The following is a 25,151-nucleotide window of genomic DNA, read 5'->3' as shown; positions in this document are numbered from 1 at the left end:
CGCACCCGTATGAGCGCGCCGCACGTGTCGCTCCCCGACCCGACGCATCTCCCCAACCTGCCCCACCTCCCCCCGCCCGACCCCCTCACCTCGCCGTTCACCGGCTGGACCCGAGCGCACTGGGAGGCGATCGCCGACCGCCTCCTTGACGCCCTGACGCCCTACGCCTCCCTGGGCCTGGCCCAGTACCGGCTCCCCGGCCCGCCCAGCCACTCCGGGCCCTGGTCGGACGGCCTGGAGGGTTTCGCCCGCTCCTTCCTGCTTGCCGCGTTCCGCATCGCCGGCTCGGGCGGGCAGGCGGGGCCCGGCCTGATCGAGCGGTACGCGGCCGGCCTCACGTCCGGCACCGACCCGCGCAGTCCCGACCACTGGCCGCCCATCACCGACCGGTCCCAGCCCATGGTCGAGGCCGCGTCCGTCGCGATCGCCCTGCACGAGACCCGCCCCTGGATCTGGGACCGGCTCGACGACCGCGTACGGCAGCGGGTCGCGGACTGGCTGGGCGGTTTCGTCGGCGCGGTGGTCAATGACTCCAACTGGCGGCTGTTCCAGGTCATCACCGAGGAGTTCCTCGCCTCGGTGGGCGCCCCGCACAGGCGCGCCGAGATCGACGCCGGTCTCGCACGCCTGGAGGACTGGTACCGGGGCGACGGCTGGTACACCGACGGCGACGGCCGCAAATTCGACTACTACAACGCCTGGGCGCTGCACCTGTATCCGGTGCTGTGGGCCCGTATCGCGGGGCCGCGCGCCGATCCGGGGCGGGTGGCGGAGCACCGAGCGCGACTGCGCCGCTTCCTCCACGACCACCAGCACTTCTTCGGCGCCGACGGGGCCCCGGTCCACCAAGGGCGTTCTCTCACCTACCGGTTCGCGACCACCGCACCGCTGTGGGCCGGAGCCCTCGCCGACACCACGCCCCTGCCGCCCGGCCGTACCCGCCGCCTCGCCTCCGGCGCACTGAAGCACTTCGCCGAGCGCGGTGTGCCCGACGCACGGGGACTGCTCACGCTGGGCTGGTACGGGCCCTTCCTCCCCGTCACCCAGCGGTACTCGGGCCCTGCCTCACCGTACTGGGCGAGCAAGGCCTTCCTCGGCCTGCTCCTGCCCGCAGACCATCCCGTGTGGACCGCGCCCGAGGAACCCGGCCCCGTCGAGACGGGCGACGCACGCATCGCGTTACCGGCTCCGGGCTGGCTGCTGCACTCCACCGCTGCCGACGGGATCGTACGGCTCGTCAACCACGGCAGCGACCGCCTCCCGCCCCCGCCGGCACAGTCGGAGGACAGCCCGCACTACGCCCGGTTCGCCTACTCCAGCGCGACGGCGCCCGGGACACCGGCGGACCGGGCCCCCGACAACCACATCGCCCTGCTCGCCCCCGACGGCTCGCCGAGCCCGCGCGGCCGTATCCATCCGCTCGGTGTCGAGGGCGCTCACGCCGCCTCCTGGCACCGGGCCGTGCTTCCGGGCGGTGGTGAAGGCCATCGCATCGAGACGGTCAGCGTCGTGCACGGCCCCTGGGAGGTCCGGGTGCACCGGGTCGACGCGCCGCCCGGCACACCCGTGCGGGAGGGCGGCTGGGCCGTCGCCGACGACGCTGCGCCTCCGGCCGCCCGGACCGGCCCCGGCTGGGCGCTGGCCCGGCGCGCGGACGGGCTGACCAGCACGATCGTCGGCCTGTACGGGTGGCAGGACGCCGGGGCGGCGGTGGCACACGCGGTCGGCACCAACGCCCACGGACACCACTCGGCGACCCCGTACCTCACCCTGCCCGCCCACCCGGGCTGCACCCGCCTCCTGGTGACCCTCGTCGTGCTGAGCGCCGACCCGGACGTGAACAACGGCGACCCGCACGCGCGATGTTCAGGAACGCGCGTGCGGGTCGCCGAGGCCGGGGAGGTGGAGATCCGCTTCCCGGACGGCACCCGGGAACGGGTGCCGCGATGACCGGATCAGGCCTCGGCGCGGCTCCTCGTCACCGCCTTCTTCAGCAGCGGCCAGGCCAGCAGCACCACGATCACGGCGTACACCGTCACCGCGAACGGCGTGTTGAACAGGCCGGTCACGCTGCCGTCGCTGATCTGGAGAGCGCGCCGCAGCTGCTGTTCGGCGTTCGGGCCGAGGATCACACCGATGACGGCGGGCAGCACCGGCAGGCCGTAGCGGCGCATACCGAAGCCGATCAGACCGATGATCAGCAGGATCACCAGGTCGATGACCTCGCCGCCGACGGCGTACGCGCCGACCGCGGCGAAGAACATGATCCCGGCGTACAGGTACGGCCGCGGGATGCGCAGCAGCTTCGCCCACACCGGCGCCAGCGGCAGGTTGAGCGCGAGCAGCAGCACCATGCCGACGAACAGCGAGGCGATCAGGCCCCACACCAGGTCCGGTTCGCGCTCGAAGAGCAGCGGGCCGGGCTGGATGCCGTACTGCTGGAAGGCGGCCAGCATGACGGCCGCGACCGCCGTGGTCGGCAGGCCCAGGGTCAGCATCGACACCAGCGTGCCCGCCGCCGAGGCCGACGCCGCCGACTCAGGGCCCGCGACACCCTCGATGGCTCCCTTGCCCCACTCGTCCTTGTGCTTGGACAGGCGCTTCTCCGTCACGTACGACAGGAACGTCGGGATCTCCGCGCCGCCCGCCGGGATCGCGCCGAACGGGAAACCGATGAACGGGCCGCGCAGCCACGACTTCCACGTCCGGTTCACATCCCCGCGCCCCAGCCACGGACGCCCGACGGGGATCGGCTCGGGCGGCCTGCGCCTCAGGTGCGCCGCGACCCACAGGGCCTCGCCGATCGCGAAGAGACCGACCGCGACGATGACGACGTCGATGCCGTCGGCGAGTTGGAGCGAGCCGAACGTCAGGCGCTGCTGGCCGGTCATCTGGTCCAGGCCCACCAAGCCGAGGGTGAGGCCGATGAGCAGGGAGGCGAGGCCACGGATGCGGGACGAGCCGAGCACCGACGTCACCGCGATGAACGCCAGCACCATGATGGCGAAGTAGTCCGGCGCGCCGATGTCCACGGCCAGCTTGGCGACCGTCGGCGCGAGCGCGACCAGCAGGAGCGTGCCGATCAGGCCGCCCGCGAAGTGCCCGACAGCGGCAGCCGCGAGGGCCTGCGCGCCGCGGCCCGACTTGGCCATGGGGTTGCCCTCCATGGCCGCCACCACCGCCGCGCTCTCACCGGGCGTGTTGAGCAGGATGGACGTGGTCGAACCGCCGAACATCGCGCCGTAGTAGATGCCGGCGAACATGATGAACGCGCCGATCGGGTCGAGCCCGTACGTCACCGGCAGCAGCAGCGCGACCGCCATGGCCGGGCCGATGCCCGGCAGTACGCCGATCGCCGTGCCCAGCAGCACACCGATCACGGCCCACAGGAGGTTGATCGGTGTGAGGGCCGTACCGAAGCCGTCCAGAAGGGAGTTGAAGGCATCCATGTCACAGCACTCCCATCAGCGGACCGCCGGGCAGGGGCACTCCGAGCAGGTTGTTGAAGACGACGTAGGTCACGAGGGACAGGCCGGCCGCGATCAGCGGATCACGGTCGATCCTGCGGCTGCCGAGCGCGAACGCCGCGCCCCAGAACAACAGCGCCCCGGCGACGGGGAAGCCGAGCGGCTCGATCAGGACGGCCGTGCCGAGGAACACCCCGGCGAGCAGCAGCACCGTGCGCCAGTCGGCGGGTTCCGACAGGTCGACGTCCTCGCCGGTCTCGGCCTGGCCCCGGCCGCCGCGCAGCACGTCCACGGCGAGCAGGGCGGCGATCACCAGCAGGCCGGCGCCGACCACGATCGGCACGGTCTTCGGGCCGACCGGGCCGCGCTGGGCGATGTCGACGTCCATGGTGAGCGCGTCGGTCAGCACGAGCACGCCCAGCACCAGCAGCAGCGCGCACACGCCGAGTTCGGAGTGCTCCCGCAGCCACGAGCGCCGTTCGCCGCGCTCCGTGGGGGGAATGTCGGTGGTCTGCGTCGTCACAGTCCCAGCTCCTTCAGCACCGAAACCACACGCTTGTCCTCGGCGTCGAGGAACGCGCCGAACTTGTCGCCCGTGAGGAAGGCGTCGTCCCAGCCGTTCTGCTCCAGGGACTTCCGCCACTCGTCCGAGTCGTGCAGCTTCTCGATCAGCCGCACGAGCTTGTCCCGTTCGCCGTCGTTCAGGCCGGGCGGGGCGACGATGCCGCGCCAGTTGGTGAAGTTCACGTCGTACCCCGCCTCCTGCAGCGTGGGCGCGTCCAGCCCCTCGACGCGCTCAGGGCCGGTGACCGCGAGCAGACGCAGCTCACCCGCCTTGATCTGGTCCAGGTACTCGCCGACGCCGGAGACACCGAAGGCGACCTTGTTTCCGAGGATGGAGGCGAGCAGCTCACCGCCGCCGTCGAAGGGGATGTAGTTGACCTGCTTCGGTGAGATCCCGGCGGCCCGTGCCATCAGCATCGGCGCGAGGTGGTCGGGTCCGCCGGGCGACGAGCCGCCGCCCACCGGGAGCTTGCCCGGGTTCTCCTTCCAGGCGCCGATCAGATCGTCGATCGTCTTGTACGGGGAGTCCTTCGCGACCACCACCACGTCCTGCTCCTCGGTGAGCCGGGCGATCGGCGTGGTGTCGCCGAGCGTCCTCGGCGCGTCGTTGGAACGGACGGCGCCCACCACCCCGAGGCCCATGGACATGGCGAGCTTGCCGTTGCCGTGCTCGCTCACCAGCCGGCTCAGGCCGACCGTGCCACCGGCGCCGGGCAGGTTGAACACCTCGATGTTGTGGGTCAGTCCGGCGTCCTCGGCGTTCTTCGCGGCCGTGCGGGCCGTGATGTCGTAGCCGCCGCCGGGCGTGTTGGGGACCATGAAACGCAGGCCCGGGATCTGTGTGCCGGTCTCGGAGCCGCTGCCGGTGGTCAGCAGCGGCGGTCCGACGAGCACGAGCACGGCGGCCCCGAGCAGGGCGAGGGGAGTGCGCAGGCGCACGAGTGCCACCACCTGTCGGTACGTTCGATGCGGGTAGGTAAGAGCCCTGTGGGGGAGGGTGATGTGGGCCACATGCTGCACCGGACGCCGACGACCTGTCTCTCTTGCGGAACCAACGGAGGTTTTGGTCTTTGCGGTCGCCGTGGCCACGCGAGCGCGGCGACGCGCGTGTGACCCGTCACCTGCACGTGTCTTTCCCCCGCCGCAGGTGGGCGCCATGATGGGCGGCCCAGGCGCGGAAGGAGCGGCACGATGACCAGCGAGCCCGGCACGATCGATGTCCTCGTGGTCGACGACGATTTCATGGTGGCCAAGGTCCACCGTGCCTTCGTCGAGCGCGTCGAGCCGTTCCGCGTCGTCGGCGTCGCCGGCACCGGTGAGGAGGCCGTCGCCGCGGTCGACGCCCTGCGCCCCGACCTTGTTCTCCTCGACCTCCACCTGCCGGACCTCTTCGGCCTGGACGTCATTCCCCGGCTGCGCACCGCCGGACACGACTGCGACGTCATGGTCGTCAGCGCCGCCCGGGAGGCCGGGACGGTCCGCGGGGCCGTCCGGCACGGGGTCGTCGACTACCTCCTCAAGCCGTTCGAGGCCGGGGAACTGCGTGTCCGGCTCGAGCGCTACGCCGACCGGCGCGGCCGGCTCCTCGGCACGGTCGTGCGCAGCCAGGCCGACGTCGACCGCGTACTGGCCGGAGCGGCGGGGACCGGCGCGACCGCCCCCGCGCTGCCCAAGGGCATGAGCGTGGAGACCGCCGAGCTGGTCGAACGGGCCCTGCGGGACGCGGACGGCACCCTGTCCGCCAGCGAGTGCGCCGCCCTGACCGGCGTCTCCCGCGTGAGCGCCCGCCGCTACCTGGAACACTTCCAGACCGTCGGGCGCGCGGAGGTGTCCCTGCGCTACGGGGTGGCGGGCAGACCCGAGCGCCGGTACCGCTTCCGCGATCTGCCCAGCTCACTGCGCCCGAACGGCCATGCTCGCGTCTGAAGGCGCTCGCGGGCCCCGGCGACCGACGGTCACTCTCCTCCCCGTCGCACCCAGGCGACGGGGAGGCCTGGACTCACCCGCCCCGGCGCTGTCCGGGACATCGGGCGGGTGCGTCCAGGCGTCGCTCCCATGCTTCCGTCGCACCACCGCGGCTGAACAGTTGCGCTCATTGAAGACCTTAAAGCCCATTCTGCTCGGGCAGTCCACGCGGAACTGAGACCGTGTCAGTCACGGGATCTCCTGCTCCGCCCAGATGATCTTTCCTCCGTGCGTGTACCGAACACCCCAGCGATGGGAGATCTGGGCCACGAGGAAGAGTCCGCGGCCGCCCTCGTCCGTGCTGCGGGCATGCCGCAGACGAGGAGCCGTACTGCTGCCGTCGGCGACCTCGCAGGTCAGACGGGCGTCACGGAGCAGTCGCAGGCGTACGGGGCCCGAGGCGTAGCGGATCGCGTTGGTGACGAGCTTGCTCACGATGAGCTCCGTCGTCATAACCAGTTCCGGACAGTTCCAAGCCTCGACCTGCCGCATCGCTCCGGCCCGGATGTCACCGACGGCGGCCGGGTCCAGCGGCACGTCCCAGGAGGCGACCTGACCGGGGCCCAGGGCGTGGGTGCGGGCGAGCAGGAGGGCCACGTCGTCTGGTTGCGGCGCCGGAACGAGCCGGCGCACCACGTCCGCGCACAGCGATTCCAGGTCGGAGTCGGGGGAGCACAGCAGGTACCCGAGACGGGACATGCCGCGCTCGATGTCGCGGTCGGTCCCCTCGACGAGGCCGTCGGTGTAGAGGCCGAAGACGCTGTTCTCGGGGAGCTCGATCTCGGTGGCCTCGAAGGCCATGCCGCCCAGTCCGAGCGGAGGCCCGGCGGGCAGCTCCGGGAAGGAGACGTGCCGGTCCGGAGTGACGACGACGGGGGGCGGGTGGCCGGCCCGGGCCAGCGTGCACCGCTGTGTGACCGGGTCGTAGACGGCGTAGAGACAGGTCGCTCCGAGGAAGGCCGTGACGGTCTGGTCGGCGGTCTGGCCGGTGGTCGGCTCCTCGCTCAGCCGGAGCACCAGATCATCGAGATGAGCCAGCAGCTCATCGGGCGGCAAGTCCATGTCGGCAAGGGTCTGGACGGCGGTGCGCAGCCGGCCCATCGTCGCCGCCGCGGCGATGCCGTGGCCGACCACGTCTCCGACGACCAGGCCCACCCGGCCGCCGGACAGCGGGATCACGTCGAACCAGTCCCCGCCGACCCCGTCCGACGCGTCCGCCGGCAGGTAGTGGGAGACCACCTCCAGCGCTGTTCCGCCCGTCAGGGCGTGCGGCAGCAGGCTGCGCTGCAGCGTGACCGCCGCGGTGTGTTCCCGTGTGTAGCGGCGGGCGTTGTCGACGCACAGCGCGGCCCGCGCCACCAGCTCCCGGGCCAGCAGCACGTCGTCCTGCTGGAACGAGGTGGGGTTCAGCGATCGCGTGAACGTGGCGAGACCGAGGACGGTGTTGCGCGCCCGCATCGGCACGGAGATGAGGGAGTGCAGGCCGAACTCGCGGATGCTGGCGACCCTGGCCGGCTGCTCGGTGATCCACAGCGGATCGCTCGGGTCGAGAACGGGTATGAAGATCGATTCACCGTCGACGAGCAGGTTCGCGTCGTGCGGCGGGGGAACGAAGTCGACCTTGTCCCCTATCTGTGCCACGGCCTCCGGGCAGCCCGGCCGCACGGAACTCATTCCGGCCCGGCGCATCACCGGCCGGGCCGGCGCCGGCCCGGCGTCGGGCAGCCAGGCCCCCTGGCCCTCACCGCTCAGGACCGGCTCGAGAAGGTCGACGATGACGAAGTCGGCGAAGCGGGGAACCGCGAAGTCGGCGAGTTCCTGCGCCGTGCGCATCACGTCCAGCGTGCTGCCGATGCCGGTTCCGGCCTCGCTGACCAGCGACAGCAGCTGGCGGGCGTTCCAGCGCTCGGTGACGTCCATGACCATGTAGCACAGCCCGGTGACGGAGTTGCCGACATCCACCAACGGGAAGAACGAGGTGGAGTAGGCGTGCTGACGGTGCGGGTCCGCCCAGCTCCATCCCATGTACTCGTAGTCGGTGACCGGCACGCCGGTCGTGAGCACTTTGCGCATCACGCCCTCGAGGGTCTCCCCCTGCAGCCCCGGCAGCAGCTCGCTCAGACGTCGCCCCAGCCGCTGCTCACGTGGTACGCCGCCGAATCGCTCCAGGGTGTCGTTCAGCCAGACGTAGCGCAGCTCCAGATCCATCACGGCCATGCCGACGGGTGAGCGGGTCAGGAAGCCGTCGAGGACGGACTGGCCCATGGTCCACTGCTGCCGCTCCTCCCGTGCCGAGATCAGAAAGCACTCGTCCTCGCCGACGTGAAAGGACCCGGACACGCGCAGGCCGACCTCGAGGGGGTCGCCGTCGCGCCACAGGGCGACCCGACCGCTCCAGCCCATTCCCGCGCGGCACCGCTCCGCGATACGGGCCACACGGACCGGGTCCCCGGGCATGGCCAGCAGGTTCGCGGCGGGCCGCCCGACCACCTGCGCACTGGTGCGGCCGAGGAGTGTTTCGGCGCCCCGCGTCCAGCCGATCACCTTGCCGGATGCGGACACCAGCGCGACCGCGTCGTCGGCCGCGTCGAGGAGATCACGCGGTCCTTCGGGCGGAGGCGTGCCGAATCCATCTCGCACAGGCGCCATGGGTCTCACCTCTACACGCAAGTATGTTCCCGCTCGGGTCCTGATGCGCACGCTCCGGGCACAGGGCGGCGCAAGGGCCCGCGCACGGTTCTCCCCCTGACGGCCGCCGGACTCCGGGTATGTCCGAGCGCAGCCGGGTCGGCGGCGCGGGTACGGCCTGGCCTGCTGCTGGGCCACGAACGGTGGGCTGGACGGATGAGCCAGCCGCCGGGATGGCCGGCAGGAGTCGAGGCCAGGCCGGCCCCTACGACGAGGACGAAGAGGTGGCCGGGCGCCGAGCGGCGATCTTCTTGTCCGCCCGGCGCGTCGGGGCTGGGGCCGGTCCCACAGAGCCTTTCGCTGCCGACACGTCGCATGCACACCCCGTACGCCGTCAGTACAGCTCCTTACCGGACCGCGGGTGCCGCGCAGTCGATGTCCCGTGCCGGCAGTCGGCCCGTGGCGAGGTACGCGTTGACCGCGTCGTCGACACAGGGCAGACCGAAGCTGCCGTACACCCCGTGCTGGTCGGCGCCGCGCACGGTGACCAGGCGCGAGGAGGGCCACTTGCCGCGCACCGCCACGGCGCCGTCGTAGTAGGTGCGCGGGTCGCCGGTGGCGTTGACCAGGAGCGCCGGCAGGTCGTCCCGGACCGTGGTCGGACGCTCGCGAGGCCGGTCCCAGTACGCGCACGGGTTGATGTTGGCGGTCACGGGCCCGAACAGGGGGTCCTGGTCGCGGGCCCGCTGGACGTCGCGCCAGTAGACCTCCGGGTCACGCGGAGCGGCGTTGTCACCGCACACGATCGCCGTCTGCGCGCTGCCGTAGGGAGACTTCGCGCCCGTGAGGACGAAGTCGAGCACTCCGGCCAGCCACGGGGACGGCGGGACGTGGTGGCCCCGCGCCGCCCGGAGCATGTCCCGTACGCCCTGCGCGAAGTTCCCGAAGGTGGCGTCGTCGTGCTGGGAGAGGCCGTTGAGGACGACGATCGGCATCACGTGCTCGTCCAGCCGGTGGCCGCCGAGCCGCAGCGGGGTGCGGGCGGCGGCCACCCGGACGCGCTCGATGGTGGCCAGCACCCGGTCCCGCGTACGGCCCAGACCATACGTCGCGTCCCGAGCGGCGGCCCAGGAGGCCCACCTCTTCAGGGCCTGGCGGTTGGCCCCTTCGACGCCCCGCCACAGCCGGGCGCTGTAGCGGTCCGGGTCGATGACACCGTCGAGGACGACCCGGTCGGTGCGGCCGGGGAACATCGAGGTGTACACCTCGCCGAGGTAACTGCCGTACGAGTAGCCCAGATAGGAGATCCGCCGCTCGCCCAGCGCGGCCCGGACGACGTCCATGTCGCGCGCCGTGTTGCGGGTCGTGGCGTGGGGGAGCACGGCGCCCGCGTGGGTGCGACAGCGCCGGGCGAGGTCCTTCGACAACGCGGCCGTACGGTCGAATCCGGCCCGGTCTCCGCCCGCCCCGCGCCACGCCGAGCCGGTCGGCCAGCGGCAGTCCAGCGGAGTGCTGCGGCCGACGAAGCGGGGATCCACGCCGACCACGTCGTACCGTGCGGCGACGTCCTTCATCGCCTCGCGCACCCACGGCGCGTCGCCCAGCGTCGGCCCGCCGGGACCGCCGCCGTTGAGGAGCAGCGGGCTGATGCGGCGGCCGGTGTCGGTGGCGCGGATCCTGGAGATCGCCACGGTGATCGTGCGGCCGCCGGGACGCGAGTAGTCCAGCGGTACGGTGACGTCGGCGCAGCGGGCGCCCGCCTGTTCCAGTTCCTCGCCCGTCGTGTCGTCCGGGCCGAGCAGGCAGCTCTTCCAGATGAGGCGCTGCTGGTGGAAGCGGGCGAGAGGATCGGCGGTCGCCTCGGCCGCGCGGGCCGTGGCGGGAAGTGCCGTGAGGGTGAGAGCCGCGGCCGTCAGCGCGAGGGCCGCTCTTCTCGAGGTTCCCGGGAAGCGGGATAACACGTGGGGGTCCTTTCTGTCACCGATATCCCCTCCGTCGTCTGGCGGGGAGATGTTGGAGAGGGTGCTGTGTGACTGAACGGTAGGGACGGGGCGCCGCCTGATCACTCCGGCTGGCAGCCGGTTCGTGGTGGGGCCAGCCCCCGTGAGGAGCCGGGGGAACGCCGTTTCCGTGGCGGTGGCAACAAACGGAAACTCAGCCCCAAGCTGGGCGAACGCTCGGGCGGAGCTTGTGCAGGTCGCTGCAGGGGGGTTGTCCAGACATTCGCTCGCGCCTAGGGTCACCTTCCGAGTGCAAGCGCTTTCCAAGCGTGAGTCCGCCGGCCGTCCGAGGAGCGCCGCATGTCCTTGTCCCCCGCCCGCCGCCGCGTGGCCGTCGTCGGCACCGGAGCCATCGTCAGCGGCAGCCACCTGCCCGCCTTGCGGGCCCACTCCGACCGGCTGGAGCTGGTGGCCGCGGTCGACGTGGACCAGGAGCGACTCGACGCGTTCCGCGAGCTGGCCGGCGGCCGGGTCGCCGGGTACACGTCGGTGGACGCGATGCTGGACGCCGTACGCCCCGACCTGGTCCTCATCGGGACGCCGCCCTCCCTGCACCGGGACCAGACGGTGGCCGCGCTCAAGGCGGGTGCCTGGGTGCTGTGCGAGAAGCCGCTCACGCTGTCCCTCGCCGAGTACGACGAGATCGCCGCCGCCGAGGAGGCCTCCGGCGCCTACGCCTCGGTCGTCTTCCAGCACCGCTACGGCTCCGGCGCCGTGCACGCCCGGGAGCTGATCACCAGCGGCGAGCTGGGCGCCCCGCTGGTCGCGCACTGCCAGACCACCTGGCACCGGGACGCCGCGTACTACGCGGTGCCGTGGCGCGGGAAGTGGGCCAGTGAGGGCGGCGGGCCCACCATGGGGCACGGCATCCACCAGTACGACCTGCTGCTGCACCTGCTCGGCGAGTGGGAGGAGATCCGGGCCATGGCGGCCCGGCTCGTCCACGACACCGAGAGCGAGGACGTCTCGACCGCACTCGTCCGCTTCCGCAGCGGTGCCCTCGCCACCGTGGTCAACAGCGTGCTGTCCCCGGACGAGGTGAGCCGCATCCGCGTCGACTGCGCGGACGCCACCGTCGAACTCACCCACCTGTACGGCCACACCAACGACAGCTGGGTCTACACCCCGGCCCCGCACGTGGCCTCCGAACGTGCCACCGCCTGGCGCACCCCGGCGAACGACGTGCCCAGCTCGCACACCGCCCAGCTGGGCGCACTCCTCGACGCCTACGACACCGGCACCCGGCCACCGGGCAGCGGCCAGGACGCCCGCGCCACCCTCGAGTTCGCCGCCGCCCTCTACAAGGCGGCGTTCACCGGCCACTCCGTGCGGGCGGGGGAGATCGGCCCCGGTGACCCCTTCTACGAGGCCATGCACGGCGAGTACCCCGACTGGGCCCCCAAGGAGCGCGCATGAGCATCCGAGTCACGCACACCCACGGCGAGGACATCGCCGTCACGGCGGCGAACGGCACGGAGATCCTCCGCTACGTCTACCGCCCCGACCCGGATCCGTTCGAGTCCCGCAAGCCGTACGCCCACCCGGTGCGCACCCTGTCCGGCCGCACGGTCACCGGCTACCGGCCGAACGACCACCGCTGGCACAAGGGCCTTCAGATGACCGCGAGTCATCTGTCCGGCCAGAACTTCTGGGGCGGCAACTGCTACGTCCACGGTCAGGGCTATCTGCCCCTGCCCGAGCGCGTCGGCTCGATGCGGCACGACGGCTTCCCGGACCTCACGGTCGAGGACGGCCGCCTCGCCTTCACCGAGGAGCTCACCTGGGTCGAGAACGGCGGCGAGGAGTGGGCTCGCGAGGTGCGGGGGCTGACCGTCCACTCGGTCGACGAGCAGGCCGGCGCCTGGGCCCTGGACTGGTCGATCCGCCTCACCAACGTCCGTTCCGAACCCCTGGCCTTCGGTTCCCCGACCACCGCGGGCCGTGAGATGGCCGGCTACACCGGACTCCAGTGGCGCGGCCCGCGCGACTTCACCGGTGGCACCGTCTTCGCCCCGGACACCGACGCCGACGCGGGCAAGCTCATGGGCACCCAGGGCCCCTGGCTCGCCTTCACCACCGAGCACGACGACGTCGACGGCCACTCCACCCTCGTCTTCGCGCACGCGCCCGAGAACCTCGACGAGACGTCCGCGATCCATGAGTCGCACTGGTTCCTCCGCTCCGAACCCTTCCCGACGGTCGCGTTCTCCTGGGCGTTCTTCGAGGAGTTCGAGCTGCCCCCGGGCGAGTCCTTCGCCTACCGCTACCGGCTGGTGATCGCCGACGGCGCCTGGGACCGCGACCGGGTCGGCACGTACCTGGAGGGCCTGCCGTGGTGAACGAACCGAAACCGGCGGGGCTTGTGCACCCGCTGCCGGGCGCGATCGGCCTGTCCCATCTGAGCGCCTACGACTGGGAGGCCGCCGACGGCGTCTGCGGCGGCAGCCCGCATCTGCACCTGGTGTGCACGGAGGCGTACGTCGTCACCGGCGGACGGGGCGCGGTCCAGACACTCAGCCCCGACGGCTACCGCGACATCCCCCTGGAGCCCGGCTCCATCGCCTGGTTCACCCCGGGCACCGTGCACCGCATGGTGCAGGGCGGCGATCTGCGCATCACCGTGCTGATGCAGAACAGCGGTCTGCCGGAGGCCGGGGACGCGGTCTTCACCTTCCCGCCCGAGGTGCTGGCCGACCCCGAGAAGTACGCGGCCGCCGCGGCCCTCCCGCCCGGCACCGGCCCGGAGACGGCCGCGGCCGCCCGGCGCCGCAGGGACCTCGCGGTGGAGGGCTACCTCGCCCTGCGCGAGGCGCTCGTCGCCGGCGACAACGGCCCGTACCGGGAGTTCCAGCGGGCCGCCGCCCGGATCGTGCGCGACAAGGTGCCCACCTGGCGCGCCCTGTGGCGGGCGGGCGCCCTGGCCACCGCCGAACGCACCGGCGCCCAGCTCGACGCACTGGCCGACGGTGAGCCCGCCTACCTCGACGAGGCCACGGCGTACGAGGCCGCACCCACCCGGCTCGGCGGCTTCGGCATGTGCGGCCGGCGGGACGAGTACAACCTGCCCGGGACGACGCTGCCGTACCGGGGCGAGTAACAGAGCAGGGGGGCCGAAGGGGGGCCGACAGAGAGTCCGAGGAAGGGAGAGGTGACCTCGGCATGCCCGGACACAGGACAAAGGGGTTCTGCGCGTCGGCCGCCGCACTGGCACTGTGTGCCGTGCTGGCGGGCTGCGGAGGATCCGGGGAATCGGCCAGCGGCGGCAAGGTCGTGCTGCGCTACACGTGGTGGGGCAACCCCGACCGCGCGGAACGCACCGAGCGGGCCGTCGCGCTGTTCGAGAAACAGCATCCGGACGTCGACGTCACGACGTCGTTCTCCGGCTACGACGCCTACAAGCAGAAGCTCGCCACCCAGGCCGCCGGCGGTGACGCGCCGGACGTGATGCAGCTGGACTACCGCCAGATCGACCAGTACGCCACCGGTGGTGTGCTGCTCGACCTGGCGAAGCAGAAGTCCGTACTGCGCACCTCCGCAATCGACCGAGGGCTGCTCGGCACCGGCCGCGTGGACGGCGTCCAGTACGCGATCCCGCAGGGCCGCGGCACCGAGACCGTCGCCTACGACGTCGAGACCTGGAAGAAGTCGGGGGTGCCGCTGCCCGGCAAGAGCTGGACCTGGAGCCAGTGGGCCGACACCATGCGCGCCCTGGCCGAGAAGACCGGCAAACCCGGGGCGACCGACCCCGGCCAGAGCGAGGACGCCTTCGAGGTCTGGCTGCGCGGCCAGGGCAAGTCCCTCTACACCGAGGACGGCGGGCTCGGCTTCACCGCCGACGACCTCACCCGCTGGTGGACCTTCACCGACAAACTGCGCCGTGAGGGCGCCGTCTCGCCCGCCGAGGAGACCACCCAGCTCGACGGCTCGGTCGAGAACACCCCGCTGGGGCGCGGCAAGGCCGTCAGCGACGCCAACTGGGACGCCCCGGCGAGCGGTTTCCTCGCCCTCGTCCCGACCGGCGTCGCCCTCGCCCCCATGCCGTCCGGCGAGGACGGCACACCCGGCCAGTACTTCAAGCCGTCCATGTTCGTCGGAGTCTCCGCGAACACCGCCCATCCGAAGGAGGCGGCGCAGCTCGTCGACTTCCTGGTCAACGACCGGCAGGCCGCGAGGATCCTCGGCGCGAGCCGCGGCATCCCCGTCAACGAGACCGTCCGCGACGAGATCGGCCCGCAGCTCAAGGACTTCGACAAGACCATCGCCGACTTCCAGACGTCCCTGGAGGGCAAGCTCAAGGACCCGCCCCAGGCACCGCCGTCGGGCGACAACGCCCTCCAGAGCACCTTCCAGCGCGACTACGACCAGGTGTCCTACGCGCGCATGTCGCCCCGGGAGGCGGCCGAGAACTACGTCACCGAGGCGAAGGCGGAGCTGAGGTCATGACCACCACCGCGATCCCCACGGAGGCCACACGCGTCACGGCCACCGCCCCGAAGCGCCGCCCCAGGCGCGAACGCGAGGGCGCCGCCTGGGTGTTCCTCTCGCCCTGGGTCCTCGGCGCGATCGTCCTGACCCTGCTGCCGATGGCCGTGTCGCTGTACCTGTCGTTCACCGACTACGACCTGTTCAACCCGCCGAAGTGGGTCGGCCTGCGCAACTACACGCAGATGTTCACCGAGGACCCCCGCTACTGGCGCTCGGTCGTGACGACGGTGACGTACGTCATCATCGCCGTGCCCCTGCAACTGGCCCTCGCCCTGGTCGTCGCGCTCGCCCTGAAGGGCATGAAGCGCGGCAAGGCCTTCTACCGCTCCGCCTTCTACGCGCCCTCGCTGCTCGGCGCGTCGATGTCCATCGCCCTCGTCTGGCGGGCGGTCTTCAACGACGGCGGCACGGTGGACAACCTGTTCGGCACCGGCGGCTGGGTCAACAGGCCCGGCTGGGCGCTGCTCGCGGTGGCGCTGCTGACGGTGTGGCAGTTCGGCGCGCCGATGGTCATCTTCCTCGCCGGACTCCAGCAGATCCCCGCCGAGCTGTACGAGGCGGCGGCGGTCGACGGGGCCGGGACATGGCGCCAGTTCCTGTCTGTCACCGTGCCGATGCTGTCCCCGGTGCTGTTCTTCAACCTCGTCCTGCAGACCATCCAGGCCTTCCAGGTGTTCACGCCCGCCTTCGCGGTCAGCGCGGGCAAGGGCGGGCCGGCCGACTCGACCCTCGTCTACACCATGTACCTCTACGACCGCGGCTTCGTCGCCTCCCACATGGGCTACGCCTCCGCCATGGCCTGGGTGCTGCTCCTCGTGATCGGTGTGGTCACGGCGGTGCTGTTCCGCACCTCCCGCTCCTGGGTCTTCTACGCCTCCGAGGGGGACCGATGACCTCGACCGCCGTTTCCCACAAGCCCGTCCGGTGGGGGCGGGTCGCCGTCCACCTCGGCTGCCTGGCCGCGCTGCTGGTCATGCTGTACCCGCTGGCGTGGCTGCTGGCGACCTCGCTCAAGCCCGCCGACGAGGTCATCGCGAGCCTCGACCTGCTGCCCAGCCATCTGGAGTGGTCGAACTACAAGACCGCCCTGGACGGCGTCAACGACGTCTCGGTGTGGCGGCTGCTCGGCAACTCCCTGCTGATCGCCGGCGGGGCTGTCGTCGGCAACGTCCTCAGCTGCTCGCTCGCCGCGTACGCCTTCGCGCGCCTCAGGTTCCGGCTGCGCGGGCCGCTGTTCGCCTTCATGATCGCCACGATCATGCTGCCGCACCACGCGGTGCTGATCCCGCAGTACATCATCTTCAACCAGCTCGGGCTGGTGAACACCTACTGGCCGCTGATCCTGCCGAAGTTCCTCGCCACCGAGGCGTTCTTCGTCTTCCTCATCGTGCAGTTCATGCGCGGACTGCCCCGCGAACTCGAGGAAGCCGCGCGCATCGACGGCTGCGGCCCCTTCCGCAGTTTCTTCAAGGTCGTGCTGCCGCTGACCCGGCCGGCCCTGATCACCACCGCCATCTTCACGTTCATCTGGACCTGGAACGACTTCTTCACCCAGCTCATCTACCTCTTCGACCCGGACAAGTTCACGCTGACCCTCGCGCTGCGCTCCTTCGTGGACGCCTCCAGCACGTCGGCGTTCGGCCCGATGTTCGCGATGTCGGTGATCGCGCTGCTGCCGATCGTGCTGTTCTTCCTCGCCTTCCAGCGCTTCCTGGTGGAGGGCATGGCCAGCTCCGGAGTCAAGGGGTGAGCGGGGTGCGAGCTCGTGAGGCGGGCGAGGTGTTCGGCCCGCGCATGACCCTGTTCGCCGACGTGCTGAGCGTCGGCGTGGCCACCTCGGTGGCGTGCCTGCCCCTGCTGACCGCACCGGCCGCGCTGTCCACGGCGTGCGCGGTCCTGCGCGGGGCCGGGCAGGGCCAACCCGTCACCGCCGGACGGTACTTCGCCCTGCTGCGTCGGCGCCTGCGGGCCGGTGACCTGCGGGCGGGCGCCGTCGCCCTGGCGGGTCTGCTGCTGTTCGCCGCCGACCTGGCGCTGGCCGGGGCGGGGCTGCCCGGGGCGCGACTGTTCGCGGTGGCGGCCGCCGCCATCGCCGCCTGCGCGGCGGTCGTCGGGCTGCGGGCCTGCGCACGGCCGGAGTCGCTCACCGACTGGCCCGCGGCGGTGCGCGGGGCGGCCCGGGACGCCGTGGCGGACGTGGGCGGCAGCGGGCTGGTGCTGCTCGCCGTGGCGACGGCCGCGTTGTGCGCCTGGATGCTGCTGCCGCTGGCCTTCCTGGCCCCGGGGCCGCTGGCCCTGGCGCTCACCGCTGTCGATGTGCGCCGGTCGGCTGCCGTTCCTCTGGAACGGCCGAGCGGCGGCTGACCGGCGCACGTCGACGTTGTCCTGCGACTCAGCCGCGCACCAGGCCGCCGATGCTGATCCGCGGCCAGGAACGCGCCGCCGCGAGCAGCGTCTGGGCTCGCGCCGACGGCGTGGCCGCTGCCGCTGCCAGTGCCACGGCGGCGCTCGCGATGCCGAGGACCGCGCCCGCGGCCACATCGCCCGGATAGTGCACGCCGGTGTGGATACGGGAGTAGCCGACGGCACTGGCCAGCGCACCGAGGGGCACCGCCGCGGGAGGCAGGACCACGCCGACGGCGGTGGCGAACGCGACCGCCGACGCCGTGTGCCCGGACGGGAACGAGGCCGAGGTCGGCATGGGCACGTGCCGGTCCACCGTCACCCGTGCCGCCTCCCGGTCCGGCCGGGCCCGGCGGACCAGGCGCTTGCCGAGCAGGTTGGCGGAGGCCGACGCCACGGCGATCGCGCCGACGCCGACGATCGCGGCCCGGCGCGGGCGCTTCCCGGCCAGTGCCAGGGCGGCGGCGATTCCGAACGAGATCTTGGAGTGGTCGGCCGCGTGGGACAGATGGCGCAGCGTCCGGTCAAGGGTGGGTGTGGGGGTGGCGGCCACGGCCGCGTACAGGGCGCCGTCCACAGCTCTGAGATCACCGAGCACGGCGGGCAGGAGCCTGCCGCGTCCGTTCTCGGGCTTCCCTCTGCCCGGGAGCGGACGGGGGGCGTCCGCGTCTGTGGTCGTCGGATCGGTCATGTGTTTCTCCCCGCAGTGGCCTTCCCCAGCAAGGTACCGGCCCATGCCGGGCGCACGCTCGGCGCCCCCGCGAGCCGGTACCTTGCGAGTGCCCCGGCGGCCGTCGGCCATCCTGGTGACGCCGGGCACTGTGCCCGGGCACACCCCTCTGCTGAACTGGGCGCATGACGCTCCTGCCGCCACGGCTCCTGCGCGCCCTCGACCGCTTCCACGCCGCCCGCCCCTGGGACCACAACGCCCACTTCCACCCCTGGGTTCTACGGCAGCTCCCGCCTCGGGTGGGGAGCGTCCTGGACGTGGGTTGCGGCAGCGGCGACCTCGCCCGGTTGCTGGCCGCCCGGGCCGGGCGGGTGGACGCGGTCGACGCCGACCCGGCGATCACGGCCCGGGCCCGGGAGCTGACCCCGCCGGCGGCCCCGGTGACGTACCTGGTGGCCGAGGCGCCGACCGGGCTTCCCGATCGGTCGTACGACGCCATCACCTGCGTCGCGGTGCTCCATCATCTGCCGTTCACCGAGGCCCTCGTGGCCTTCCGCGACCGTCTGGCTCCCGGCGGCACCCTGGTGGTCGTCGGTGTCTCGAGGGACGGGACGCCCGTCGACCGTCTGCTCGGCATCGCGTCCATCCCGCTCAACGTGGTGATGGCGCTGGTGAAGAACCGGGGCCGCCGGGCATCCCGCCCGGCTTCGATGACCGCGCGCACCCGGCAGCCCGACATGACCTTCCCTGAGATCGTCCGCGAGGCCCGCACCGTGCTGCCGGGCGCACGCCTGCGCCGTCGCCTCTTCTGGCGCTACACGCTGGTGTGGCGCAACGGCTGACCGGCCGCCGTTCTCGGCCGGTCGCCCGGACGGTACGCCGCCGCAGCGAGTTGCCGACGACGAAAACCGGGGAGAAGGCCATGGCCGCCCCGGCGATCACCGGAGTGAGCGGGCCGGCCGCGGCCGACGGCAGGGCCGTCACCCCGTCCATGCGGGTGAGTCTCTCCCCCGAGGCGCTCCGCGGGAGGGCGCCGGTCATGCTCACACCCGCGCGGTCAGTTCGTAGCCGGCCTCATCGACGACCTCCGCGATCCGGTCGTCGTCCGGCTCGGCGGTGGCGGTGGTGACGGTGACCTGGCCGGTCCCGAGATCGACCTCGACCCCGCTGACGTCGTCCAGCTCCCCGATGACCTTGGTCAGCGTGGCCCTGCAGTGGCCGCAGGACATCCCGGAGACGGCGTAGGTGGTGACGGGCATCGGTGCCTCCTTGATGAGAATCGTATACGGGGCGGGGGTACCCCTCGCGGGAATCCTGTATACCCCCACGGGGTATAATCCGCAAGCGTCGGAATAACTTGACTTAGTACCCCCCAGGGGTATTGTGAACTGCATAGGAGGCCCGCATCCGAGCGGGAGGCCCGTTCTTCGAGGAGACGTCGGCCATGAACACCGGACTGAGGATCACGACCTTCGCGGCTGTCCTGGCCGCGACCTTCGGCACGGCCTACGGAGTCGGCCAGGGCATCGGCCCCGTCGTCGCCGACAGCCCGCCGAAGCACGAGGACGAGCACACACGTCCCGCGCCCAGGCCGGAGGAGGATGGCGCACACGCCCGGCACGAGACGCCCCCGGCCGGCGGACTGCAGATCTCCGAGGACGGCTACACCCTGGACCTCGAGACCCCGAGCGTCACCTCCGGGCAGCGCACCGACCTGCGCTTCACCGTCCGCGACGGCAGCGGCCGGGCCGTCACCGCCTACCAGCGCGAACACGACAAGGAACTCCACCTCATCGTGGCCTCACGCGACCTGGTCACCTACCGCCATCTCCACCCCGCCCGCGCCGCCGACGGCACCTGGAGCACCCCCGTCGACCTCCCCACCGCGGGTGCCTACCGTGTCTTCGCCGACTTCACCCCGGCGAAGAAGGACGCCCGCAACCTCACCCTCGGCGCGGACCTCGCCGCCTCCGGCCCGTACCGTCCGGAGAAACTCCCGCCGGCGAGCACCACGGCCAGGAGCGACGGCTACGAGGTCGAGCTGGCCGGCACCCTCCGCCCGGGCAGGGCGAGCGAACTGAAGCTGACGGTCTCGCGCGGCGGCAAGGCCGTCAGGGACCTCCAGCCCTACCTCGGCGCCTACGGCCACCTCGTGGCCCTGCGCTCCGGCGACCTCGCCTACCTCCACGTCCACCCCAACGGCGAACCCGGCGACGGGAAGACCAGGCCCGGCCCGGACATCTCCTTCACGGCCACGGCCCCGAGCGCCGGTCCCTATCGCCTGTTCCTCGACTTCAAGCACGACGGAAAGGTCCACACGGCGGCCTTCACCGTCCGGGCCGGCGGGGCGGCCGCCGCCGAACCCGGTACCCCCCAGGGGCACTCGGGCGACGGTCACGGGCACTGAGCGTCAGCCGAGCGCCCGGTCCAGGTTGAAGGCCGCGCTGATGAGCGCGAGGTGCGTGAACGCCTGAGGGAAGTTGCCCTGCTGCTCGCCGGTGTGGCTGATCTCCTCGGCGTACAGGCCGAGATGGTTGGCGTACGTCAGCATCTTCTCGAAGGCGAGGCGCGCCTCGTCGACCCGGCCGGCGTGCACCATGGCCTCGACGTACCAGAACGAGCAGATGGAGAACGTGCCCTCGTCGCCGCGCAGCCCGTCCGGGCTGGACTGCGGGTCGTAGCGGTAGACCAGCGAGTCGGAGACCAGCTCCTCGGTGAGCGCGTCCAGCGTCGACAGCCACTTGGGGTCGGTCGGGGCGATGAACTTCGTCAGCGGCATCATCAGTACGGCCGCGTCCAGGACGTCCCCGTCCTCGTGCTGGACGAAGGCCCGCCGCGTCTCGGACCAGCCACGTCTCATGATCCGCCGGTAGATCGTGTCGCGGCACTCCCGCCAGCGCGGCAGATCGGCGGGCAGGCCGCGCCGGTGTGCCATCCGGATGGCCCGCTCGATCGCCACCCAGCACATCAGCCGCGAGTACAGGAAGTTCTTGCGCCCGCCCCGGGTCTCCCAGATCCCCTCGTCCGGCTGGTCCCAGTGGGCGCACACCCAGTCCACCAGCGCGCATACGTCGTCCCACTGGTCGCTGGAGACGGGCTTGGCCCACTTGTCGTAGAGGTAGATGGAGTCGATCAGCGCCCCGTAGATGTCGAGCTGGAGCTGGTCCGTGGCCGCGTTGCCGACCCGGACCGGCGCCGAGCCCTGGTGGCCCTCGAGATGGTCCAGTTCCCGCTCGGGCAGCTCGGAGCGACCGTCGATGCCGTACATGACCTGCAGCGGGCCGGAGGGCTTGCTGTCGCCCGGGCTGATGTGCCGGGTCACGAAGTCCATGAAGGCCTCGGCCTCGTCGCTGAAGCCCAGCCGCAGCAGGGCGTAGACGCAGAACGCCGCGTCGCGCACCCACACGTACCGGTAGTCCCAGTTGCGTTCGCCGCCGAACCGCTCGGGCAGACTGGTCGTCGGCGCGGCCACGATCGCCCCGGTCGGCGCGTAGGTGAGCAGCTTCAGCGTCAGGGCCGAGCGGTGCACCATCTCCCGCCAGCGGCCCTTGTACCGGGAGGCCGACAGCCAGCGCCGCCAGTACGCCACCGTCGCCGCGAACTGCTCCTCCGCCTCGGTACGGGCGCAGCGGCGGGGCGCCACCTCACCGCCGACCTTGTCCAGCGCGAACACCGCCGACTCGCCCTCCGAGAGCTTGAATTCGCCGCGGACGTCCGGACCGTCCGGCTCCAGCGGCACGGTCGCGGTCAGCGCGAGCGCCAGCCCCGGGGCCTCGAACAGCGCCGTGTCACCGGCCAGCCGTACGGAGTGCGGCCGGGTGCCGTAGTCGAACCGGGGAGCGACACGCGTACGGAACGGGATCGAGCCGCGCACGCACACCACCCGGCGGATCAGCCGGTGCCGCTCCGCCTCCGCCGGCTCACCGTCGACCGGCATGAAGTCCTGCACCTCGCCGACGCCGTCCTCCGTGAAGAACCGGGTGATCAGGACGTTGGTGTCGGGGAAGTAGAACTGCTTGGTCCGCGCCGGTGCGGTCGCCGCCAGTTCGAAGCAGCCGCCGCGCTCCGCGTCCAGGATCGAGGCGAACACACTGGGCGCGTCGAAGGCGGGGGAGCAGTACCAGTCGATCGTGCCGTCGGTCCCCACCAGGGCCACGCTGCGCAGATCGCCGATCAGCCCGTGCTCGGCGATCGGCAGATACCGCCGGCCGTCCGCTGTTCCGCGCATGGCAGCCTCCCTGAGCCGGCACGCCCCTCAGCTCCAGCTTAGGCGCGCCGGCCGACGACGCCGGGTCAGTCACACCGTGACGACCCGCAGCCCGGCCTCCTCGAACGCCCGTAGCGTCGCCGCGTCGGCCGCCGTGTCCGTGACCAGCGTGTTCACCGCCCCGGCGGCGCAGATCCGGGCGAACGCCCGCTGCCCCAGCTTGCTGGAATCGGCGGCCACCACCACCCGCCCGGCCCGTTCGCACAGCAGCCGGTTGATCGCGGCCTCCGCCTCGTCGTGCGCCGCGGCACCGTGCGTGACGTCGAAGGCGACGACGCCGAGCACCGCCACGTCGACGCTGATCTGCCCCAGCACCGCGTCCGCGAGCGGCCCGACCAGCTCGTACGACTGGGCCCGTGCCACCCCGCCGGTCAGCACGATCTTGAACTGTGGCCGTACGGCCAGCTCGCTCGCGATGTTCAGCGCGTTCGTCACCACGGTCAGCGCGGGCGACCCGGAGGCCAGGTCCCCGCGGACGGCCAGGGCCCGCGCGACCTCGGTGGTGGTGGTACCGCCGGTCAGCCCGACCGCCTCACCGGGCGCGACCAGATCCGCCACCGCCTTCGCGATGCGCTGTTTCTCGGAGGCGTGGCGGGCCGCCTTGTAGCGCAGCGGCAGCTCGTACGACACACCGTGCACCACCGCGCCGCCCCGCGTGCGCACCAGCATCTGCTGCTCGGCGAGCCCGTCGAAGTCCCGGCGGATCGTCGCCGCCGACACGCCGAGTTCCGCGGCCGCCTCCTCGACGTCCAGCCGGCCCCGCTCGACGAGCAGTTCCAGCAGCGCCTTCCAGCGGGCGTCGCGCGACATCCGCACCTCCACGTCTCGATCTCCGGGCGACCCTAGCGCACCGCCCCCGCCCGAATGCTTGTTGTTGCTCGAAAGTGCGCGCTATCTTGCAGGAACAATCAGAGCGGAAGGTGCGGCATGACGCATGTCGAGGACGAGCTGACCACCCAGCCCGAGTGCTGGACCCGCGCCGCCTCGGAGGCGGAGCGGTTCGCCGAGGCGCTGCCCGTGCCGGGGGAGAGGGTGGCGATCGTCGGCTGCGGCACCTCGTACTTCATGGCGCAGGCCGCCGCGGTTCTGCGTGAGAGCGCGGGCCAGGGCGAGACCGACGCCTTCGCCGCCTCGGAGTTCCCGTACGGCCGCGGCTACGACCGGGTCGTGGCCCTCACCCGCTCCGGCACGACGACCGAAGTCCTCGACCTGCTCGGCCGGCTGAAGGGCCGCACCCGCACCACCGCGATCACGGCCGACCCGGACACGCCGGTGATGACGGCCGCCGACGAGCTCGCCGTCCTGGACTTCGCCGACGAACGATCCGTCGTCCAGACGAGGTTCGCCACGACAGCCCTCACCCTGCTCCGCGCCCACCTGGGCCTCCACCGCGACACCGCCGTCACCGACGCGCGCACCGCCCTGACGGAGCCCTTGCCCCAAGGGCTCGTGGAGTGCGCCCAGTTCACCTTCCTGGGACGCGGCTGGACCGTCGGCCTGGCCAACGAGGCAGCGCTGAAGATGCGCGAGGCGTCGCTGTCCTGGGCCGAGGCCTACCCGGCGATGGAATACCGGCACGGACCCATCAGCGTCACCACCAGCGGCTCAGCGACCTGGATGGTCGGAGAAGCACCCGAGGGTCTCGCAGCACAGGTGCGGTCCACCGGCGGAACGTGGATCGAGGGGCGACTCGACCCCCTCGCCGAACTGGTCCGCGCCCAGCGCCTCGCGGTCGCCGTCGCCGCCTCCCGCGGCCTCGACCCGGACAGCCCGCGCCACCTGACGCGCTCGGTGATCCTCGCGCCCTGACCGCCGACCCTGGAGACACCGTGCCCCTCACCACGACCGGAGAACTCGTCACCCGCGCCGCCGCGGCCCGTTCGGCCGTCGCCTCGTTCAACGTCATCACCCTGGAACACGTCGAGGCCGTCATCGCCGGCGCCGAGTCCGTGCACACCCCCGTCGTCCTCCAGGTCAGCGAGAACGCGGTCAAGTTCCGCGGCGGACGGCTCCTCCCGCTCGCCCGGGCGGCCCTCGCCGCCGCCGAACACGCAGCCGTGCCGGTCGCGTTGCACCTCGACCACGTACAGAGCGAGGCGCTCCTGCACCAGGCAGCGGAGGCCGGCTTCAGCTCCGTGATGTACGACGCGGCCCGGCTGCCCTACGCCGAGAACCTCGCCGCGACCCGGGCGGCCGTCGGCTGGGCACACGACCGGGGGCTGTGGATCGAGGCCGAGTTGGGGCAGATCGGCGGCAAGAACGGCAGACCCCCGCTGGACGCCCACGCCCCGGGCGCCCGCACCGACCCCGACGAGGCACGGTCCTTCGTCGCCGACTCCGGTGTGGACTCCCTGGCCGTCGCCATCGGCAGCGCCCACGCCATGACGACCCGCACCGCCGCCCTCGACCACGCTCTCCTCACACGACTGTCCGCCGCCCTGGACGTCCCGCTCGTCCTGCACGGCTCCTCGGGCGTTCCGGACGGCGAACTCACGGCCGCGGTCGAGGGCGGCATCACCAAGGTCAACATCGGCACGGCCCTGAACATCGCGCTGACCGGCGCGATCCGGGACTTCCTCACCGAACGCCCCGAAGCGGTCGATCCGCGCGGCTACCTGACGGTGGGACGGGACGCGATGACACGGGCGGTGGCCCGGACCCTGCACGTCCTCGGCGGGGCTACGGCCTGACAGCCGTCATGC

22 protein-coding genes are annotated in these 25,151 nt (G+C 72.1%); 13 read left to right on the top strand and 9 right to left on the bottom strand.

All coding sequences use genetic code 11. The annotated features are described in order from the left end of the window. Positions 1–9 precede the first annotated feature (9 nt). Positions 10–1,950 carry a DUF2264 domain-containing protein gene (locus tag IE97_RS0100515; RefSeq protein ID WP_030147140.1) on the top strand — a complete coding sequence of 647 codons (1,941 nt, stop codon included), beginning with the start codon at positions 10–12 and terminating at the stop codon, positions 1,948–1,950. A gap of 5 nt (positions 1,951–1,955) precedes the next feature. Here IE97_RS0100515 and IE97_RS0100510 read toward each other — a convergent pair whose 3' ends face one another. The 3 genes from IE97_RS0100510 to IE97_RS0100500 are packed head-to-tail and all read right to left on the bottom strand — an operon-like array spanning position 1,956 to position 4,970. Next, positions 1,956–3,449: a tripartite tricarboxylate transporter permease gene (locus tag IE97_RS0100510; protein ID WP_030147139.1), complete on the bottom strand. Its 1,494-nt coding sequence runs from the start codon at positions 3,447–3,449 to the stop codon at positions 1,956–1,958. A 1-nt stretch (position 3,450) separates the two neighbouring features. Beyond that, on the bottom strand, positions 3,451–3,990 hold the full coding sequence (locus tag IE97_RS0100505) for a tripartite tricarboxylate transporter TctB family protein (RefSeq protein ID WP_037835166.1): 540 nt from the start codon (positions 3,988–3,990) through the stop codon (positions 3,451–3,453). Further along, complete coding sequence (locus IE97_RS0100500; protein ID WP_030147137.1) at positions 3,987–4,970, bottom strand: Bug family tripartite tricarboxylate transporter substrate binding protein; 984 nt, start codon at positions 4,968–4,970, stop codon at positions 3,987–3,989. The genes IE97_RS0100505 and IE97_RS0100500 overlap by 4 nt, the downstream gene beginning before the upstream one ends. A 252-nt stretch (positions 4,971–5,222) precedes the next feature. Here IE97_RS0100500 and IE97_RS0100495 point away from each other — a divergent pair, with 252 nt between their 5' ends. Then, a complete protein-coding gene (locus IE97_RS0100495) occupies positions 5,223–5,957 on the top strand; it encodes a response regulator (protein ID WP_030147136.1) in 735 nt (244 codons plus the stop codon). Between the two features lie 228 nt (positions 5,958–6,185). Here the strand turns inward: IE97_RS0100495 and IE97_RS0100490 are convergent, their stop codons facing one another. Further along, the gene (locus IE97_RS0100490; RefSeq protein ID WP_030147135.1) at positions 6,186–8,645 is read right to left on the bottom strand and encodes a SpoIIE family protein phosphatase; all 2,460 of its coding nucleotides are present in this window, start codon (positions 8,643–8,645) and stop codon (positions 6,186–6,188) included. A 386-nt stretch (positions 8,646–9,031) separates the two neighbouring features. Then, entirely contained in the window at positions 9,032–10,585 is a 1,554-nt protein-coding gene (locus IE97_RS0100485) for an alpha/beta hydrolase (RefSeq protein WP_030147134.1), read from the bottom strand. Positions 10,586–10,924: 339 nt separating this feature from the next. Here IE97_RS0100485 and IE97_RS0100480 point away from each other — a divergent pair, with 339 nt between their 5' ends. From IE97_RS0100480 to IE97_RS0100450, 7 genes are all read left to right on the top strand, one after another. Next, a complete protein-coding gene (locus tag IE97_RS0100480) occupies positions 10,925–12,040 on the top strand; it encodes a Gfo/Idh/MocA family protein (RefSeq protein ID WP_030147133.1) in 1,116 nt (371 codons plus the stop codon). Next, positions 12,037–12,963 (top strand): PmoA family protein, encoded by a 927-nt coding sequence (locus tag IE97_RS0100475; RefSeq protein WP_030147132.1) that lies wholly within the window; start codon positions 12,037–12,039, stop codon positions 12,961–12,963. The genes IE97_RS0100480 and IE97_RS0100475 overlap by 4 nt, the downstream gene beginning before the upstream one ends. Beyond that, positions 12,957–13,721: a cupin gene (locus IE97_RS0100470; protein ID WP_030147131.1), complete on the top strand. Its 765-nt coding sequence runs from the start codon at positions 12,957–12,959 to the stop codon at positions 13,719–13,721. The genes IE97_RS0100475 and IE97_RS0100470 overlap by 7 nt, the downstream gene beginning before the upstream one ends. A gap of 62 nt (positions 13,722–13,783) precedes the next feature. Continuing rightward, on the top strand, positions 13,784–15,067 hold the full coding sequence (locus IE97_RS0100465) for an ABC transporter substrate-binding protein (RefSeq protein ID WP_030147130.1): 1,284 nt from the start codon (positions 13,784–13,786) through the stop codon (positions 15,065–15,067). Beyond that, the gene (locus IE97_RS0100460) at positions 15,064–16,002 is read left to right on the top strand and encodes a carbohydrate ABC transporter permease (protein ID WP_030147129.1); all 939 of its coding nucleotides are present in this window, start codon (positions 15,064–15,066) and stop codon (positions 16,000–16,002) included. The genes IE97_RS0100465 and IE97_RS0100460 overlap by 4 nt, the downstream gene beginning before the upstream one ends. Then, positions 15,999–16,859 carry a carbohydrate ABC transporter permease gene (locus IE97_RS0100455; protein ID WP_030147128.1) on the top strand — a complete coding sequence of 287 codons (861 nt, stop codon included), beginning with the start codon at positions 15,999–16,001 and terminating at the stop codon, positions 16,857–16,859. Before IE97_RS0100460 ends, IE97_RS0100455 begins: the two co-directional genes overlap by 4 nt. Next, positions 16,856–17,473, top strand: coding sequence for a hypothetical protein (locus IE97_RS0100450; RefSeq protein ID WP_037843824.1), 618 nt, complete (start codon positions 16,856–16,858; stop codon positions 17,471–17,473). The genes IE97_RS0100455 and IE97_RS0100450 overlap by 4 nt, the downstream gene beginning before the upstream one ends. 28 nt (positions 17,474–17,501) lie before the next feature. Here IE97_RS0100450 and IE97_RS0100445 read toward each other — a convergent pair whose 3' ends face one another. Then, positions 17,502–18,203, bottom strand: a complete 702-nt coding sequence (locus IE97_RS0100445; RefSeq protein ID WP_037843821.1) for a phosphatase PAP2 family protein — start codon at positions 18,201–18,203, stop codon at positions 17,502–17,504. Positions 18,204–18,367: 164 nt separating this feature from the next. Between IE97_RS0100445 and IE97_RS0100440 the strand changes: the two genes are divergently transcribed. Further along, entirely contained in the window at positions 18,368–19,024 is a 657-nt protein-coding gene (locus tag IE97_RS0100440) for a class I SAM-dependent methyltransferase (RefSeq protein ID WP_030147125.1), read from the top strand. Positions 19,025–19,225: 201 nt separating this feature from the next. On the opposite strand, the gene IE97_RS0100435 is transcribed toward IE97_RS0100440, so the two are convergent. Continuing rightward, on the bottom strand, positions 19,226–19,441 hold the full coding sequence (locus IE97_RS0100435; protein WP_030147124.1) for a heavy-metal-associated domain-containing protein: 216 nt from the start codon (positions 19,439–19,441) through the stop codon (positions 19,226–19,228). Between the two features lie 185 nt (positions 19,442–19,626). On the opposite strand from IE97_RS0100435, the gene IE97_RS0100430 reads away from it, so the two are divergent. After that, positions 19,627–20,589 carry a hypothetical protein gene (locus IE97_RS0100430; protein WP_030147123.1) on the top strand — a complete coding sequence of 321 codons (963 nt, stop codon included), beginning with the start codon at positions 19,627–19,629 and terminating at the stop codon, positions 20,587–20,589. 3 nt (positions 20,590–20,592) lie between these two features. Here IE97_RS0100430 and IE97_RS0100425 read toward each other — a convergent pair whose 3' ends face one another. Together IE97_RS0100425 and IE97_RS0100420 are read right to left on the bottom strand one after the other, a co-directional pair. Next, entirely contained in the window at positions 20,593–22,410 is a 1,818-nt protein-coding gene (locus IE97_RS0100425) for a glycoside hydrolase family 15 protein (protein ID WP_030147122.1), read from the bottom strand. A gap of 69 nt (positions 22,411–22,479) precedes the next feature. Next, positions 22,480–23,259, bottom strand: a complete 780-nt coding sequence (locus IE97_RS0100420; protein WP_030147121.1) for a DeoR/GlpR family DNA-binding transcription regulator — start codon at positions 23,257–23,259, stop codon at positions 22,480–22,482. Positions 23,260–23,376: 117 nt separating this feature from the next. Between IE97_RS0100420 and IE97_RS0100415 the strand changes: the two genes are divergently transcribed. After that, on the top strand, positions 23,377–24,258 hold the full coding sequence (locus tag IE97_RS0100415; protein ID WP_030147120.1) for an SIS domain-containing protein: 882 nt from the start codon (positions 23,377–23,379) through the stop codon (positions 24,256–24,258). Positions 24,259–24,278: 20 nt separating this feature from the next. Continuing rightward, the gene (locus IE97_RS0100410; protein WP_030147119.1) at positions 24,279–25,139 is read left to right on the top strand and encodes a class II fructose-bisphosphate aldolase; all 861 of its coding nucleotides are present in this window, start codon (positions 24,279–24,281) and stop codon (positions 25,137–25,139) included. Positions 25,140–25,151 lie beyond the last annotated feature (12 nt).

Origin of the sequence: Streptomyces sp. NRRL S-455 (assembly GCF_000717875.1) — a bacterium.
Lineage (GTDB): Bacteria > Actinomycetota > Actinomycetes > Streptomycetales > Streptomycetaceae > Streptomyces.
This window is presented reverse-complemented; position numbering and strand designations above follow the sequence as displayed.

Coding starts and splice junctions, on each gene's coding strand:
- IE97_RS0100430 (WP_030147123.1), top strand. CDS start 19,627: ATGAACACCGGACTGAGGATCACGACCTTCGCGGCTGTCCTGGCCGCG.
- IE97_RS0100480 (WP_030147133.1), top strand. CDS start 10,925: ATGTCCTTGTCCCCCGCCCGCCGCCGCGTGGCCGTCGTCGGCACCGGA.
- IE97_RS0100420 (WP_030147121.1), bottom strand. CDS start 23,259: ATGTCGCGCGACGCCCGCTGGAAGGCGCTGCTGGAACTGCTCGTCGAG.
- IE97_RS0100435 (WP_030147124.1), bottom strand. CDS start 19,441: ATGCCCGTCACCACCTACGCCGTCTCCGGGATGTCCTGCGGCCACTGC.
- IE97_RS0100495 (WP_030147136.1), top strand. CDS start 5,223: ATGACCAGCGAGCCCGGCACGATCGATGTCCTCGTGGTCGACGACGAT.
- IE97_RS0100510 (WP_030147139.1), bottom strand. CDS start 3,449: ATGGATGCCTTCAACTCCCTTCTGGACGGCTTCGGTACGGCCCTCACA.
- IE97_RS0100490 (WP_030147135.1), bottom strand. CDS start 8,645: ATGGCGCCTGTGCGAGATGGATTCGGCACGCCTCCGCCCGAAGGACCG.
- IE97_RS0100460 (WP_030147129.1), top strand. CDS start 15,064: ATGACCACCACCGCGATCCCCACGGAGGCCACACGCGTCACGGCCACC.
- IE97_RS0100455 (WP_030147128.1), top strand. CDS start 15,999: ATGACCTCGACCGCCGTTTCCCACAAGCCCGTCCGGTGGGGGCGGGTC.
- IE97_RS0100465 (WP_030147130.1), top strand. CDS start 13,784: ATGCCCGGACACAGGACAAAGGGGTTCTGCGCGTCGGCCGCCGCACTG.
- IE97_RS0100475 (WP_030147132.1), top strand. CDS start 12,037: ATGAGCATCCGAGTCACGCACACCCACGGCGAGGACATCGCCGTCACG.
- IE97_RS0100445 (WP_037843821.1), bottom strand. CDS start 18,203: ATGACCGATCCGACGACCACAGACGCGGACGCCCCCCGTCCGCTCCCG.
- IE97_RS0100440 (WP_030147125.1), top strand. CDS start 18,368: ATGACGCTCCTGCCGCCACGGCTCCTGCGCGCCCTCGACCGCTTCCAC.
- IE97_RS0100415 (WP_030147120.1), top strand. CDS start 23,377: ATGACGCATGTCGAGGACGAGCTGACCACCCAGCCCGAGTGCTGGACC.
- IE97_RS0100515 (WP_030147140.1), top strand. CDS start 10: ATGAGCGCGCCGCACGTGTCGCTCCCCGACCCGACGCATCTCCCCAAC.
- IE97_RS0100425 (WP_030147122.1), bottom strand. CDS start 22,410: ATGCGCGGAACAGCGGACGGCCGGCGGTATCTGCCGATCGCCGAGCAC.